This is a genomic window from Arthrobacter senegalensis (assembly GCF_059091765.1).
The window spans coordinates 975,513-990,444 of the sequence record NZ_JBNHGZ010000001.1; the positions used below are offsets into that span (position 1 = coordinate 975,513).

Sequence of the window (14,932 nt, forward strand, 5' to 3'; positions counted from 1 at the left end):
TTTTGTCCGGCATACCGGCCGTCCGGTCAGGGTGGCACACTGGACGGATGGGTGCGTACGTGGTGGTGGCGTTCGTCAGGCCGGTGAGCGCCGGCTACACGTTCCCGCGCAGCCGGTGGCCGCTGCACATCACGCTGGCCCGCTTCGATACCCGGGGGCCGGCCGAGGCCGTGGGTTGGCGCGTCGGCCGGGCTCTCGCCGGACGACCGGGGTTTGACGTGCGTATCGGCGCCGACGACTTTTTCGGCCGAAACGGTTCCGTCCCCGTCTCGCTGGTACAGCCGGAACCACGGTTGCAGTTGCTGCACGAAGGCGTGCTGGACGCACTCGGCGAGGATTCCCATGTGCTGAGTCCGCACCATACCCGCCGGCATTTCCGGCCGCACGTCAGCCATCAGGCGGAAGGCCGCCTCCACGCCGGCGACACCGTCCATGTGGGCCAGGCGGCCCTGGTGGACATGCGTCCTGACGGAGACCCGAGGCATCGCCGGGTGATCGAGGTGTGGCCCCTGGCGGACGCCCCGGAACCGCAGCAGTCCGGCACCTGAGTTCGGGAGTCCGGGCAGGCACTTCCGCGCACGCCAGGCACCCCTGCTGCAGGCACTTCCGCGCACGCCATGTGCCCCCGCTGGAGACCCCGAGAGGGTGCAGGAGGGTGAGGCTGGTGCGTGATCCCGTCCGGGAAGAAACGACCGAAGCCGGCTAGCCTACGTTGCGGCTGCCGTGGTCTTCGTCGTCGTCGTACTGATCTGCGTACTTGTCCACGTAGTCCGAGTAGTCCGGCTCATATGGCTCCTCGGAAAACGTGTCGGAGTTATGGCGTTTCGCAGCGCCGAGTTCGCGCTGGAGTGCAGTCAGGTCAGTGGCCGGGCTGAAATACTTCATGTCCCGGGCCTGCCTGGTTGCTTTTGCCTTCTGACGGCCGCGCCCCATGGCGTGACCCCCTTTGTACGTCGATCCGGAAGTGGTCGCACGACTGGCGCACGAGGTCCCGGAATAATTGATCAATTCTGTCGTACCTATAGGGTACATGGTTTTCACGACCGCTCGTGGCAGGCGAACAGTGGCCGCGAGGGGCCCCTCCCGGCCCCGAAAGGACTAAATCGTGCAGCAACGCGGGAATGTTGGCTAAAGTCATCGTGGACCGGTTCTCCCGTTCTCCCGGAAGACAACACGCACGGAAGGCAAGTTTCCCCATGAGCGAACAGGACAAGCGGCCTGACGACGACGGGAGGCCTCCGCTGGAGCGCCCCGAGAGCCTCGAGGTACCCGACCCCAGCCTGCACGTCAGCGCGGACGAGGTGGAGCTGGCCGAGCCAACCCTGGGGCAGGCGAGCATCAGCGAGGATGCCGCGGCCGAGGCCGACCTGGCCAAAGCTGCCGCCGAAGCCGAAGAGGTGGAGAAGGAAGCCGATGCCGCCGGCCAACTGGTGGGCGGCACCCGGGAGGACCGCGCCGTCAAGGCCCGCGGCACCGCACCCGCGGGGGCGCCCGCCGGCGACCAGGGCCCGGCGGGCGACGCCCCGGCAGGCGACCGGACAGCGGAGGAAGCCTCGAAGCCCGACTCGCCTCAACCCGCCCGCGGGGCCACCGCCGTCACGGGCACACCGGAAACCTCGAAGCCCGACGCGGCCCGCAACCCCGCCCCCGGGGCCGGTGCCGCGACCGGGGCGCCGGCATCGCCGGCTGCAGCCGTCCCGCCGTCGGCCTGGGAGCCCGCGCCGCCCGGCACCGACGGCTCCGCGCCGGAAAAGAAGTGGTACTCCACCGCCGCCGACGGCCTGCGCCGCGGCGGCGCCGCTGACGAAGCGTCCGGCGATCCCGCCGCGGGCCCGGCCCGGAAAATGGACTGGAAGCCGCTGGTCATCATCGGCGCGGTCGTCATTGTGGCGATCGTGATTATCGCCATGATCGTGTCCAGCCTGACCGGCGGCTCCCCTGCCGGCGGGGCGGCCAGTCCGGCGTCGTCGCAGACCGCCGCAGAGACGCCCAACGGGGACGGCGTCGTCGCGGAGAACGTCTCGCCGTTCGATTTCCAGCAGGGCCAGTGCTTCACCGACTTCGAGGCCGTCATGCGTGAAGCAACCGTCGTCACCTGCGACACGCCGCACGAGGCGCAACTGGTGGGCACCTTCTCCTACGGGGACGACGAAGAGTTCCCAGGCGCCGACGAACTGAACATCAAGGCCCAGGAGGTCTGCACGGCCGTTGCCCTCAACGACTCCGCGGCCGACCAGCCGGACCTCAAGGACTCCTACGGCATGCCTTCAAAGGAGACGTGGGCGCAGGGCGATCGCCGGATCGACTGCTTCAAGATCGCCGAGGAGGGCCAGGAAATCACCGGGTCGCTGGTCGACCTGTAACCCGGCACGGAACAGTCCGGCGGTCCCGCCGTAGCGGGGCCGCCGTGGCGGGGCCGCCGGACTTCTTCCGCGACCCGGCCGGGCCGCTCAGGTCAGCCGCCCCGGACCGCCCCCACCTTCGACTGCACGATCAGCCCGCCGGCCCCGCCGTCGACGTCGATCTCCGGCACATCCACCAGCACGGTGTCGCCGTCGCTGATCGCGCCCGCGAGCAGGCCGCGGGCCAGCTTGTCGCCGATCTCGCGCTGGACCAGCCGGCGCAGCGGCCGGGCGCCGTAGGCGGGATCGAAGCCGGTCAGGGCCAGCCACTCGCGGGCGGCGTCCGTGACCTCGAGGGTCAGCCGGCGTTCGGCCAGCCGCGCAGCCAGCGCCGCCACCTGCAGATCCACGATCCGGGAGAGTTCTTCGATGCTCAGCGGGTCGAAGATGATCACGTCGTCCAGCCGGTTGAGGAACTCCGGCTTGAAGCTGGCGTTCACCACGTTCAAAACCGCTTCGCGCTTCGTGTCTGCGTCCATGGTCTGGTCCACGAGGAACTGTGAGCCCAGGTTGGAGGTCAGCACCAGGATCACGTTGCGGAAGTCCACGGTGCGGCCCTGCCCGTCGGTGAGGCGTCCGTCGTCGAGCACCTGCAGGAGGATGTCGAAGGCCTCGGGATGGGCCTTCTCCACCTCGTCCAGCAGCACCACGGAGTAGGGACGGCGGCGGACGGCCTCGGTCAACTGGCCGCCTTCTTCGTAGCCCACGTACCCCGGAGGGGCGCCGACCAGGCGCGACACGGAGTGCTTTTCCGAGTACTCGCTCATGTCGATCCGGACCATGGCCCGTTCATCGTCGAACAGGAAGTCCGCCAGCGCCTTGGCCAGCTCGGTCTTGCCGACGCCGGTGGGACCCAGGAAGAGGAACGAGCCGGTGGGCCGGTCCGGGTCGCTGATGCCCGCCCGGGCGCGCCGTACCGCGTCCGAGACCGAGGCAACCGCCTTGGACTGGCCGATCAGCCGTGAGCCGATGTGCTCCTCCATCTGCAGCAGCTTCTGGCTCTCGCCCTGCAGCATGCGGCCGGCCGGGATGCCGGTCCACGCTGAGATGACCTCGGCGATGTCGTCTGCGGTCACCTCCTCGGAGACCATCTGGTCCCGCCCCGCGCCGCCCTGTTCCTCGGCCGCCTGCGCCTGGGCCAGCTCCTTTTCCAGCGTCGGGATTTCCCCGTACAGGATCCGGGAGGCCTCGGCCAGATCGCCCTCGCGCTGGGACTTGTCGGCCTGCGAGCGCAGCTCGTCCAGCTTGGCCTTCAGGTCACCCACGCGGTTCAGCCCGGCCTTCTCCGCCTCCCACCGGGTGTTCAGGGCCGCCAGCTGCTCCTTCTTGTCTGCCATGTCGGCACGCAGCGCCTCCAGCCGTTCCCGCGAGGCCGCGTCGGTCTCGTTGGCCAGCGCCAGTTCTTCCATGGTGAGCCGGTCGACGGCGCGGCGCAGCTGGTCGATCTCCTCGGGCGCCGAATCGATCTCCATCCGCAGCCGGGAGGCGGCCTCGTCCACCAGGTCGATGGCCTTGTCCGGCAGCTGCCGGCCCGAGATGTAGCGGTTGGACAGCGTCGCGGCGGCCACCAGGGCGGAGTCCCCGATCGACACCTTGTGGTGCGCCTCGTAACGCTCCTTGAGTCCGCGCAGGATGCCGATGGTGTCCTCGACGCTCGGCTCCCCCACGTAGACCTGCTGGAAGCGCCGCTCCAGCGCCGGATCCTTCTCGATGTTCTCGCGGTACTCGTCCAGCGTGGTGGCGCCGATCAGCCGCAGCTCGCCGCGGGCGAGCATCGGCTTGAGCATGTTGCCGGCGTCCATCGAGCCTTCGGAGGCCCCCGCGCCGACGACGGTATGCAACTCGTCGATGAAGGTGACGATCTGCCCGTCCGAGCTCTTGATCTCTTCCAGCACGGCCTTCAGCCGTTCCTCGAACTCGCCCCGGTACTTGGCGCCGGCCACCATGGCCGCGAGGTCCAGCGACATCAGCGTCTTGCCGCGCAGCGATTCAGGCACGTCGCCGGCCACCATACGCTGGGCCAGGCCCTCCACCACGGCGGTCTTGCCGACCCCGGGTTCGCCGATCAGCACGGGATTGTTCTTGGTGCGGCGCGAGAGCACCTGGACCACGCGGCGGATTTCCGCATCCCGGCCGATCACCGGGTCCAGCTTCCCGGCGCGGGCGATGGCGGTCAGGTCGGTGCCGAACTTCTCCAGCGCCTGGAACGTGTTCTCCGGATCGGCGGTGGTGACCTTCCGGTCTCCGCGCAGACCGGGCAGGGCGGCGAAGAGTGCTTCATGGGAGGCACCGGCGTCGCGCAGGATCTTCCCGACGGCGGCGTTGTCCGCCGCGAGGCCCAGCAGCAGAAATTCCGTGGACACGTAGGTGTCCCCCCACTTTTCCGACTCCTGCCGGGCGATCTGGACCGCTTGGAGCAGGCCCCGGGAGTACTGCGCCTGCGCCACGGAGGATCCCGACGACGACGGCAGGGCCTTGATCGCGGTGCTCGCCTGGACACTCACCGAGTCCGGATCGGCCCCGGCGGACTTCAGCACGGCTACGGCCACGCCGTCGCGCTGGTCCATCAGGGCCTTGAGCAGGTGGGCGGGCTCGATCTGCGGATTGCCCGCCGTCGAGGCGTTCATCGCCGCGGCCGACAGCGCTTCCTGGCTTTTGGTGGTGAATTTAGCGTCCAACGCATCTCTCCGTTCGCTCCGGAATGGATCTGGCCAGCCCCGTGAGTGCCGGCCCTGAAACTAAGTTGAGTGTATTCCACTCAACTTTGAATGTAAAGTTATCCACAGGCTGCGGAGCGCAGGATCACCGCCCCCGGAGCTCTGCTCCCCCGCCCCCGAAGCCTCCTTGCCCGCCTCCATCTTGTCGCCCCGGCGCCCCTGCCCGGAAGGGCGTCCGGCGAATAGGCTGTAGCGGGGACGTGCAGGAGGCGGACGGAGGTGGCCCTGACGGAAACCATGTTGGAAACTGCCCGGCTGCTGCTGAACCAGCCGACGCCGGAGGACATCAGCGCCATGTTCCGGATCCTCTCCGACCGGCGCACCACGCGGTTCAATCCTTCCGACGCGCTGATCTGGAACGAGGAAGCCGAGGGCCTGTTCCAGCGCTGGGAAAGGCAGTGGGAGGACCACGGCGTGGGCTACTTCGCCGTCCGCCTGCCCGGCCGCGAAGACGCCATCGGGTTTGCCGGCGTCAAGCACGTGGCGCTGTCCGGGCGCCCGGTGCTGAATCTCTACTACCGTTTCGACCCCGCCGTGTGGCACCGCGGTTACGGGCGCGAGGCGGTGGCCGCCGTCGTCGCCCATGTCAACGAGTTCTTGGAACTGCCGCCGATCCTGGCGCTGGTCCATCCGGCCAACACCGCGTCCCGGCGCATCGTCACGTCGCTGGGGTTCGAACGGAACGAGGCCGCGGCGGTCAGCGGCCCGGACGGCTACCAGGACGCTTATGTGCTGAACTGGGACCGGCAGCTATAACATCCGGTCAAGGAGTCCCAGTGGAGATCATTCGCGCAGCCGCGCTCAAGGAACAGCGGTGGCGGAACGGCGGCGGCGTCACCAGGGAACTGGCGGCCGGTGACGTCGGCACGGACGGGCTCCCCGGTTGGCGGTTAAGCCTGGCGGACATCAGCTCGGACGGCAGCTTCTCCGAATATCCGGGCGTGGACCGAATATTCACCATTGTGGACGGCGACGTCGCCTTCCTGACCGTGGACGGCAGCCAGCACCGGATGGAACGCTACCGCCCGTTCCGGTTCGACGGCGGGAGCAGCGCGGACTGCAGCCTGCCCACCGGGCCGTGCCGCGCGCTGAACGTCATGACCCGCCGCGGGGCCTGGGGCGCCGGCCTGCTGATCGTCGAGCTCTCGAAGAAACAGCCGCTGCGGCTGTCGGACGGACAGTACCTGGTGCTGCTGCAGGGCCAGGCCCAGGCGACGGCTGACGGCACCGCCCAGCCGCTGCATCCCTACGACACCGTGGTCGGCTCGGTCGCGGCCGAGGTCGGCGGCCGCGGGTTCGCGGCACTGGTGTCGGTCTATCCCGCCGGGGACTGAGGCGGCCGGGCCCTGAGGGCGCCGGGCCGCCGGAGCCGGCTCCTCATTGCGCCGGTTCCCTACTGCGCGGCGGCGTCCTCGACCTTGACCGCGGAGACCTCGAACTCCAGCATCACGCGGTCCGACACGAGCATGCCGCCCGAGTCCAGGGCCGTGTTCCATTTGACCCCGAACTCCTGCCGGTCAATGCGCCGGGAGCCCTCAAAGCCCGCCCGGAGCTGCCCGCCCGGGTCCCGCTCCACGCCGATGAAGTCGATCGGAACCGCAACCTGCTTGGTGATGCCGCGGATGGTCAGGTCGCCGTTCACAATGAAGTTTGCGCTTGCCACCTGATCGATGCGGGTGCTGACGAACGTAATCTCCGGATAGTTCGGCGCATCGAAGAAGTCGTTCGTGCGCAGATGCTCGTCGCGTTGCGGGCTGCGGGTATCAATGCTGGCGACCTTGATCGTGACCTTGACGGACGAGTTGGCCGGGTTGTCCACGTCGGCCTGGATGATGCCTTCCACGTCGTTGAACGCGCCCCGGACTTTGGTCACCATGGCATGGCGGGTGGAAAATCCGATCCGGGTATGGGCCGGGTCGAACCGCCACTCCCCGGACAGATCAGGAGATAGTTCGGACATGGCAGCGCTCCTCCTCTGGCACAGGCACTGCCTTCCCCAAAGCCAGATGGATGCGCCCGGCCGTCTCCTTCAGCCGCATGCGGCTCGTGTGGTAATTCCAACACATAATGGGACGCAGTGCACCACCTGGGCGCCTGAATTCCGGGGCCGCCCCGGCGACCCCGGAACGGCACCCGACCGGCGGAATCCGCGCCCTATCCCAGCCTGTCAGCGGTCAATAGACTGATGCCATGACCACCGCGAACGAGATGCCTTCATCGACGACACAGCTGCCTGTGGCCGATTGCTGGAAATTGTTCCGCAGCGCTGACTTCGGCCGGCTCGGAGTCGTCGTCGATTCCCACCCGGAGATCTTTCCGGTCAATTACGTCGTGGATCACGGCAGCATCGTGTTCCGCTCCGCCCCGGGAACCAAGCTCGACGCCGCCCTCGCCGGCGAAGTGGTTCTGGAGGTGGACGGCTTCGATCCGGCCACCGGCGTCGCCTGGAGCGCCGTCGCGCGCGGCAGCGCCCAGCGGATGAACAGCATTGAGGACGTCCTGGAATCGGCAATGCTGCCGCTGTTCCCCTGGCAGTCGGGCGAAAAGAACAATTTCGTCCGCATCGTTCCCACGGTGGTCACCGGACGGCGTTTTGTGGTGCCGGCATCGGCCCGCCGCACGCCGGGGCTCAGCGACAGCCGCCGGCTGCAGATCGAGTAGCCGCCCGCCTGGCCGGCCGGCCGCACCGACGGGTCAGCGCCAGGTAACGGGTCCCGGCTGATAGCCGGGAATGTAGCCCGGGAACGCCCGGTCGGTGGGCACGATCTGTTTGCCCAGCGGCGTCAGGGACACCGGAATCATCTTGAGGTTGGCGATCGCCAGCGGGATGCCGATGATGGTGATCGCCTGCGCCACCGCCGTCAGCACATGCCCGATCGCGATCCAGATGCCGGCGACCAGCAGCCAGATGATGTTTCCCAGCGTGGACATAAAGTAGGTGCGCCCGCCGCGGTCGACCACCATGCGGCCGAACGGCCACAGCGCATAGCCCGCGATGCGGAACGACGCAATGCCGAACGGGATCGTCACGATCAGCAGGCAGCAGACGATGCCGGCCAGGAAGTAGCCCAGCGCCAGCCAGATGCCGCCGAACAGGAGCCAGATAACGTTCAGGAGTGCCTTCATCCCACCATTCTGGCCACGGACGCGCCCGGCCGCCATACGGGACGACCCTGAGTGGCCCCCGATGTGCCGTTGAGGCGCGGGTCGTCGGTGGAGCACCGCAGCGCGGCCCGCCCCGGCACCACACGACCTGTCCGGAAAGCAAAAAGGCCGCAGGGCGGCCCCTTCCGTACGGAGGGACCGCCCTGCGGCCTTCGGCTCTGCGCCCGGCCTAGCTTGTCCGGCGCTTTTCCTGCGAAGCCGGCGCCGTGGCGCGGCGCGGGCCGCGGCGGGCCGGACGCTCGGAAGCCGGAGTCTCCGACCGGAAGACCGGGCGGGTGCCGCCGGCCGTAGAGCGCTGCGGACCGCCGGCGGTGCGCGGCGCACCGCCCGACCGGGCCGGGCCGCCGGAACGGGCCGGCCCCGCACTGCGGCCGCCTGCACCGGTGCCCGACTGGCCGCGGCGCCCGGCGGAATCCGCCCCGGCGGCGCTGCGATGGCTGCCGTGGCCGCGGGCCGCAACGTCCCGGCCGGCCTGGCCGCGGTTTTCGCCGCGGGCCGGCTGGCGCTGGCCGCTCTCCGGACCGCCGGCGCGTGCGGCGCCGGAGGCCTGGCGGGCTTCACCGGAGCGGGTCCGTCCGCCGCGGCCGCCGGACCGCATGGCCCGCTTGCGCTGGGCGTTGGCGCCGGTGGAAGTGCCGCCGCCGTGCTGCGGCAGGTTCGCTGCCTGCTGCTGAGCCCGCAACTGCGGATCGACCGGTGCGGCCACCTCGCCCACCAGTTTCACCAGCAGGTCCGAGGACGCGGTGACGCTTTCGAAGGCTACGTCCACGCCGGCCGCCTTCATCAGCTTGCCGACTTCCAGCCGCTGTTCCGGCAGCGCCAGGGTCACGACGGTGCCGTCGGAACCGGCGCGGGCGGTACGGCCGGAACGGTGCAGGTACGCCTTGTGTTCGGTGGGCGGATCCACGTGGATCACCAGTTCCACCTCGTCCACGTGCACGCCGCGGGCGGCCACGTCCGTGGCGACCAGCACGCGCACATGGCCGGAGGAGAACTCGGCGAGGTTGCGGTCGCGGGCGTTCTGCGACAGGTTGCCGTGCAGGTCCACCGCCGGGATGCCGGCGGCGGTGAGGGCCTTGGCCAGCTTCCGGGCGTGGTGCTTGGTGCGGGTGAACAGCACGCGGCGCCCGGCTCCGGCGGCCAGCCGGTTGAGCACCTGCTTCTTTTCGGAGGCATCGCGGGTTACGAGCACATGGTGTTCCATCGTGGTGACCGCGGCCTGCGGGTCGTCCACGGAGTGGGTCAGCGGACTGGACAGGTAACGCTGCACCAGCTTGTCCACGCCGTTGTCCAGGGTCGCGGAGAACAGCATGCGCTGCCCGCCGGCCGGGGTGGTGTCCAGCAGCTTCTTCACCACGGGCAGGAAGCCCAGGTCGGCCATGTGGTCGGCCTCGTCCAGGACGGTGATTTCCACCGATTCCAGCGTGATGATCTTCTGCTTCATCAGGTCTTCGAGCCGGCCCGGGCAGGCAATCACGATGTCGACGCCGGCGCGCAGCGCCTTTTCCTGGCGTTGCTGCGAGACGCCGCCGTAGATCACCGTGGTGTTCAGGCCCAGCTCCGACGCCAGCGGCTCAATGGTGGCATTGAGCTGGGTGGCCAGCTCACGGGTCGGCGCCAATACCAGGCCCAGCGGGCGTCCGGGTTTGCGGAAATGGGCGGCCTCGCGCTCGGCCAGCCTGGCGACCAGCGGCAGCGCGAACGCGAGCGTCTTGCCGGAGCCGGTGCGGCCGCGGCCCAGCACGTCCCGGCCGGCCAGCGTATCGGGCAGCGTCTCGGTCTGGATGGGGAACGGGGCGTCGATGCCATCGGCAGCGAGCTTCGAAGCAAGGGCCTTGGGCACGCCAAGGGCAACAAAAGTAGTCATAAGAAAGTGAGAATGTCTTCCGGTCAGTGTCCCCGCGGCAGGTTAGCCCAGGGTCGCCGAAGAAAAATCAGACAGTGCCAACCGCCCGGACCTGTCCGGTCACGTCGTTAGACGGAAAGCGGCGGCGCAATTGAAAGCGTTCATCGACGCAGGGAAACGCGTCAAACTGCGCCTCCGAGTAGCACCAGTCTAGCAGCACGTCCGGGCCGCCCGCGCACGGGCGATACTCTGGTGGGGATGACCAGCGACTCCCCCACCCCTGATTTTCCCGCGAACGACGACGGTGCGCGCCTCGCGCAGCCCACCCACCTCGCCCGTCCGGTCAGCTTTGTGCGCCGCGGATCCCGGCTGCAGGGCCGCCGCCAGCAGGCCTGGGACGAATACGGCCCCAGGTTCGCCGTGGACCTCCCGCGCCACGGCGGCGACACCACCGTGGACCCGGACTATGTCTTCGACGCGGCGGCAGCCTTCGGACGCGAGGCACCCCTGGTGGTGGAGATCGGATCCGGCCTCGGGGAGGCCGTCTGCCATGCGGCGGAGCAGCATCCGGAGTGGAACTTCCTGGCCCTGGAGGTCTACCGGCCGGGGCTGGCGCAGACCCTGCTGCGGATCGGCCAGCACGGCCTGTCCAACGTGCGGGTGGCGCAGGTCAACGCGCCTGACGCCCTCGCGAGCATGCTGCCCGAGTCCTCGGTCGCCGAGCTCTGGGTGTTCTTTCCCGACCCGTGGCACAAGACCCGCCACCACAAGCGGCGGCTGGTGCAGGAGAGCTTCGCGGACCTCGCCGCCCGCGTCCTGCAGCCGGGCGGAATCTGGCGCCTGGCCACCGACTGGTCCGACTACGCGATCCAGATGCGCCGGGTGGCCGACGCCTCGCCGGACTTCCGCAACCTGCATGCCGGCGAGCGCACCGGCGAGGACAGCCCGCTGACCCAGGTCTGGGAAAGCGGCGTGGAAGGCGTGGTGGGCGGCGCCCCGGTGCGCGAAGGCAAGATCCCGGTCAGTACCGGAAATGCCAGCACCGGTGAAGGCATGGATGAGCACGGCGGCTGGGCGCCCCGCTTCGACGGCCGGACCATGACCAGCTTTGAGCAGAAGGCCCACGACGCCGGGCGGATGATCTTCGACCTGGCCTACCGCCGGAACTGATCCCCGCCTGAGCTAAACCGCACTGGACCCCGCGGGCTCAGTCCGTAACCACTGCCGCCAGCGTTGTGTCCGCCCCGTTGCGCAGCTCCACCTGGACAATCTCGTCGGTGGCCATGGCGCAGGCTGCGGTGAGCGTGGCGCGGCCCGCCGGCGTCGCCTGCCAAGAGGCCACCTGATAGGTGTAGCCGGTGTCTCCTGTCACCCAGAGGGTGAGTAGTCCGTCCCGCGGCAGCTGCTCCCCCGCTACCTGCATCTCGGTGCCCCACGCCTTGTGCACCAGCGCCAGCTCCAGCTGCAGGCCGCCGTCGGCGGTCATCACATAACTCTCCGTCACCGGCGGCTGCTGCTGTTGGGTCAGCAACGGCCCGATGGCCGCCCCCGCGACCAGGCACACGCCCGCCACCGCCGCCACCAACCCGGCCCACCGCCGTCGCTCCTTCCGCCGCCGGCGGGCCAGTTCGTCCACCAGTTCCCGGGTGCGTTCCTCGACTTCGTGTTGCGGCGGTGCCGCCAGCTCCAAGGCGGCGTCGCGTGGCAGCGCGTCCAGCAGATCGGGCAGCGTTTCCAGCTCCGCGGCCTCCCGGCGGCACGCGGGGCAGGAGGCCAGGTGTTCTTCGAAGCCCGCCCGTTCCCGGCGGTCCAGTCCGCCCAGCACATAGAGGCCGAGCAGTTGGTGCTGTTCCTCGTTGGCATTCACTGCTGCCCCACCCCCATCTCGTCCAGTACGGCCCGCAGGGCCTTGGCCGCGTAGAACGCCCGCGACTTCACAGTGCCCAGCGGAATGCCCAGCGACCGGGCGGCTTCGGACGACGTGAGCCGCTGGTAGTGCAGGGCGAGGATGATGTTGCGGTGCTCGGGGCTGATGCGTGCCAGCGCTTCCTCCATGACCACGCGGAGCAGGAGCCGCTCCAGCTGGTCTTCTTCGCTGGCCGGCTCGTCCTCGCCCAGGCCGGTCTCGCCCGGCCGCCGGGTGCGGCGCCGGTAGCCGTCGATAATGACGTGACGGGCGGTTTGGTAGAGGTAGCCGCGCATGTTGTCGGTTTCCGGGCCGCGCTTCCACACCCGCAGGATCGTCTCCTGCACCACGTCCTCCACCTGGTCCGCGTCGGAGGTCGCCTCGCGCACGAACCGGCGCAGCGCCGTGGCGTGGTCGCGGTAGAGGCGGGCCACGGCCTCGTCGTCCAATGCCACGGCCGCCTCCTTCCTCCCGGCAGCCCCGGCCGCCCCGCCGGCGGCGGACGTCCCCGTGCAGCGTCCCACGCGGCGTCCTACCGGGGACGACGACGGCGGCGGCGTTCCGGTTCATCCAGCCCGCGGGATCCATTCCGCCCGACGTTTGAACCATTGTGGGTGCGGCCGGCGTCTTTGCCAATAGCGGGCCGCGCGCCCCGCGGCACGACGTTCCGGGCACCGCCCGGGAGACGGCAAAGGAACCCCATGAAAATCACGCAGACAGCCGCGGCAGCCCTGCTGGCCGCCGCCATGATGGGCCTCGCCGGGTGCGGAGGAGGCTCGGGTACGGAAACGCCTGCCGGCCCGGAGGCACCGCCGGCAGGCGAGGCGCCGACGACGGGCGCCCCCGGAATGACCTCTCCGGCGGCGCCGGAGACAGACGGCGGGGAGACCGGCGGCGCGCAGGCATCCGGCGCCGCCTCTACCCTCACCACGGCCGAATCCGACCTGGGCGAAATCGTGGTGGACGGCGAAGGCATGACCGTTTACTACTTCACCAAGGACGTCCCGGACTCAGGCGAGAGCGCCTGCACGGGCGACTGCCTGGCCGCGTGGCCGCCCGTGCTGGCCGAGGAAGAGCCGGAACTCGACGGGGTCACCGCGGAGGTGGGCCTCATCGACACCCCGGACGGGCAACAGCAGGTGACGCTGAACGGCATGCCCATCTACTACTGGGCGCAGGACAAGGCCCCGGGAGACACGACCGGACAAGGCGTGAACGACGTCTGGTTTGTGGTCGCCCCCGACGGCGAAATGATCAAGTAGCTCCACGCCGCCATCCTGCCCGCAGCCGCCTGCCCGGGGCCGCCTGCCCGGGGCCGGCAGCTGCGGGCGTCCGATCACAGGCGCCGGCCGGACGGGTCAGCGCTGCGGCCGCCAGACCATCAGCGCCTGGCTGCGCGGACGCGGCCGCTGGCCGCGGGCCAGCGTCACCACGTCGCCGGCGAGGCCGGCGGCGAACACCCGGCTGGAGTCGGTGCCCCGGCGCTGCCGTGCCATCAGTTCCTCGGAGAGGTCCCGGACCTGGGCCTTGAGCGCGGCGACCTCGTTTTCCAGCTGGAGGATGCGCTTGATCCCTTCCAGCGAGACGCCCTCCTGGGACAGCCTCTGGACCTCACGCAGGGTGTTCACGTCCTTCTGCGAATAGCGGCGCTGCCTGCCCCGCTGGCGCGACGGAGAGACCAGGCCGAGACGGTCGTACTGGCGCAGCGTCTGCGGGTGCATGTCCGCCAGTTCGGCCGCCACCGAAATCACGAAGATCGGCGCATTCATATCGATGCTCATGGTGCTCTCCCTCCTGCGCTTCGCGCGTTTCCCGTCCGGACTGTCCCGACCTGTCGTAACTTCCCGCTACAGCCTGGCCTTGGCGGCAAGATTCCCGCGCGGGTCGGACCCGGCAGTCGCCGCCGCGAAGGCGTTAACCGCGTCTTCGGCCTCTTTCCCAAGGTTCTGCGGGACCACCACGTCGATGGTCACGAGCAGGTCGCCGGTGTTCTTCGAGGTCTTCACCCCGCGTCCCTTCACGCGGAGCGTTCGGCCGGAGGGTGTTCCTGCCGGCACCTTGACCTTGACGAATTCACCCGTCAGGGTCGGCACGTCGATCTGCGCGCCCAGCGCGGCCTCCGGGAACGTGACCGGGACGTGGATCCGGATGTTGTCGCCGTCGCGCTGGAAGAACGGGTGGGGCTTGACGTTGACGGTCACCATCAGGTCGCCCGCGCCGGCGGGGCCGGCCTGGCCCTTGCCGCGGACGCGGACCTTCTGGCCGTCTTTAATCCCGGCCGGGATCCGCACGTCGATCACTTCGCCGCTGGGTTCGCGCAGCCCGATGGTGGTGCCGTTGATGGAACCGGCGAAGGAAATGCTGGTGGTTGCGGTGCGGTCGGCGCCCCTGCGCGGGGGCTGCTGCTGCGGGAAACCGCCGAAACCGCCGAACAGATCAGCGAACTCCGGCGGCACGGTGCCCGCGGAGCCGGGGCGGGTGCGGGTGCCTTGGCCGAACAGGTTGCCGAAGATGTCCTCGAAGCCGCCCGCGCCCGGCCCGCCGGCGCTGCCGGGACCGCCGGCGCTGAAGCGCGCGCCGCTGCCCATGGCGCGGATCGCGTCGTACTGCTCGCGCTCGCCCGGGTCCGAGAGGACCGAGTAGGCCTCGGAGATGTCCTTGAACTTCTTTTCCGAACCTTCATCCCCCCGGTTGGTATCCGGATGGTGGGTCCGCGCGAGCTTGCGGTACGCCTTCTTGATGTCCGCGTCGGATGCGTCCTTGGAGACACCGAGGATCTTGTAGAAGTCCTTCTCGACCCAGTCCTGGCTAGCCATGCAGGCGCCTCCTTTCAGTTGTCACAAAGTCTATGGGCACCGGCGCCCCCGGACGGTGACGGGTTGGCCTCCGAGCGTCC

General features: G+C 69.5%; 16 protein-coding genes. 7 read left to right on the top strand and 9 right to left on the bottom strand.

The genetic code is table 11. The features are described 5' to 3' along the window. The first annotated feature begins 47 nt into the window (after positions 1 to 47). On the top strand, positions 48 to 548 hold the full coding sequence (locus AC5RVG_RS04575) for a 2'-5' RNA ligase family protein (protein ID WP_494012869.1): 501 nt from the start codon (positions 48 to 50) through the stop codon (positions 546 to 548). 154 nt (positions 549 to 702) lie between these two features. Here the strand turns inward: AC5RVG_RS04575 and AC5RVG_RS04580 are convergent, their stop codons facing one another. Then, positions 703 to 933, bottom strand: coding sequence for a DUF3073 domain-containing protein (locus AC5RVG_RS04580; RefSeq protein ID WP_494000679.1), 231 nt, complete (start codon positions 931 to 933; stop codon positions 703 to 705). A gap of 263 nt (positions 934 to 1,196) precedes the next feature. Here AC5RVG_RS04580 and AC5RVG_RS04585 point away from each other — a divergent pair, with 263 nt between their 5' ends. Then, complete coding sequence (locus tag AC5RVG_RS04585; RefSeq protein WP_494012870.1) at positions 1,197 to 2,363, top strand: septum formation family protein; 1,167 nt, start codon at positions 1,197 to 1,199, stop codon at positions 2,361 to 2,363. A gap of 92 nt (positions 2,364 to 2,455) precedes the next feature. Here AC5RVG_RS04585 and clpB read toward each other — a convergent pair whose 3' ends face one another. Beyond that, positions 2,456 to 5,080 (bottom strand): ATP-dependent chaperone ClpB, encoded by a 2,625-nt coding sequence (clpB, locus tag AC5RVG_RS04590; protein WP_494012871.1) that lies wholly within the window; start codon positions 5,078 to 5,080, stop codon positions 2,456 to 2,458. A 258-nt stretch (positions 5,081 to 5,338) separates the two neighbouring features. Between clpB and AC5RVG_RS04595 the strand changes: the two genes are divergently transcribed. Both AC5RVG_RS04595 and AC5RVG_RS04600 read left to right on the top strand, forming a co-directional pair. After that, positions 5,339 to 5,875, top strand: a complete 537-nt coding sequence (locus tag AC5RVG_RS04595) for a GNAT family N-acetyltransferase (protein WP_494012872.1) — start codon at positions 5,339 to 5,341, stop codon at positions 5,873 to 5,875. A gap of 20 nt (positions 5,876 to 5,895) precedes the next feature. Further along, entirely contained in the window at positions 5,896 to 6,453 is a 558-nt protein-coding gene (locus AC5RVG_RS04600; protein WP_494012873.1) for a HutD/Ves family protein, read from the top strand. Positions 6,454 to 6,512: 59 nt separating this feature from the next. Here AC5RVG_RS04600 and AC5RVG_RS04605 read toward each other — a convergent pair whose 3' ends face one another. Further along, on the bottom strand, positions 6,513 to 7,079 hold the full coding sequence (locus tag AC5RVG_RS04605) for a YceI family protein (protein ID WP_494012874.1): 567 nt from the start codon (positions 7,077 to 7,079) through the stop codon (positions 6,513 to 6,515). A 230-nt stretch (positions 7,080 to 7,309) separates the two neighbouring features. Here AC5RVG_RS04605 and AC5RVG_RS04610 point away from each other — a divergent pair, with 230 nt between their 5' ends. Next, entirely contained in the window at positions 7,310 to 7,780 is a 471-nt protein-coding gene (locus AC5RVG_RS04610) for a pyridoxamine 5'-phosphate oxidase family protein (protein WP_494012875.1), read from the top strand. 33 nt (positions 7,781 to 7,813) lie between these two features. Here AC5RVG_RS04610 and AC5RVG_RS04615 read toward each other — a convergent pair whose 3' ends face one another. Next, positions 7,814 to 8,245 carry a YccF domain-containing protein gene (locus tag AC5RVG_RS04615; protein WP_494000686.1) on the bottom strand — a complete coding sequence of 144 codons (432 nt, stop codon included), beginning with the start codon at positions 8,243 to 8,245 and terminating at the stop codon, positions 7,814 to 7,816. 208 nt (positions 8,246 to 8,453) lie between these two features. Continuing rightward, on the bottom strand, positions 8,454 to 10,151 hold the full coding sequence (locus AC5RVG_RS04620) for a DEAD/DEAH box helicase (protein WP_494012876.1): 1,698 nt from the start codon (positions 10,149 to 10,151) through the stop codon (positions 8,454 to 8,456). A 237-nt stretch (positions 10,152 to 10,388) separates the two neighbouring features. Here AC5RVG_RS04620 and trmB point away from each other — a divergent pair, with 237 nt between their 5' ends. Beyond that, positions 10,389 to 11,300 carry a tRNA (guanosine(46)-N7)-methyltransferase TrmB gene (gene trmB, locus AC5RVG_RS04625; RefSeq protein ID WP_494012877.1) on the top strand — a complete coding sequence of 304 codons (912 nt, stop codon included), beginning with the start codon at positions 10,389 to 10,391 and terminating at the stop codon, positions 11,298 to 11,300. A 37-nt stretch (positions 11,301 to 11,337) separates the two neighbouring features. On the opposite strand, the gene AC5RVG_RS04630 is transcribed toward trmB, so the two are convergent. Both AC5RVG_RS04630 and AC5RVG_RS04635 read right to left on the bottom strand, forming a co-directional pair. Next, complete coding sequence (locus AC5RVG_RS04630; RefSeq protein ID WP_494012878.1) at positions 11,338 to 11,997, bottom strand: zf-HC2 domain-containing protein; 660 nt, start codon at positions 11,995 to 11,997, stop codon at positions 11,338 to 11,340. Next, positions 11,994 to 12,491 (bottom strand): sigma-70 family RNA polymerase sigma factor, encoded by a 498-nt coding sequence (locus AC5RVG_RS04635; RefSeq protein ID WP_494012879.1) that lies wholly within the window; start codon positions 12,489 to 12,491, stop codon positions 11,994 to 11,996. The genes AC5RVG_RS04630 and AC5RVG_RS04635 overlap by 4 nt, the downstream gene beginning before the upstream one ends. 246 nt (positions 12,492 to 12,737) lie before the next feature. Here AC5RVG_RS04635 and AC5RVG_RS04640 point away from each other — a divergent pair, with 246 nt between their 5' ends. Then, positions 12,738 to 13,298 carry a COG4315 family predicted lipoprotein gene (locus AC5RVG_RS04640; RefSeq protein WP_494012880.1) on the top strand — a complete coding sequence of 187 codons (561 nt, stop codon included), beginning with the start codon at positions 12,738 to 12,740 and terminating at the stop codon, positions 13,296 to 13,298. Between the two features lie 96 nt (positions 13,299 to 13,394). Here AC5RVG_RS04640 and AC5RVG_RS04645 read toward each other — a convergent pair whose 3' ends face one another. Continuing rightward, positions 13,395 to 13,817, bottom strand: a complete 423-nt coding sequence (locus AC5RVG_RS04645; RefSeq protein ID WP_493978112.1) for a heat shock protein transcriptional repressor HspR — start codon at positions 13,815 to 13,817, stop codon at positions 13,395 to 13,397. Positions 13,818 to 13,883: 66 nt separating this feature from the next. Next, a complete protein-coding gene (locus AC5RVG_RS04650; protein ID WP_494000692.1) occupies positions 13,884 to 14,852 on the bottom strand; it encodes a DnaJ C-terminal domain-containing protein in 969 nt (322 codons plus the stop codon). Positions 14,853 to 14,932: the final 80 nt, after the last annotated feature.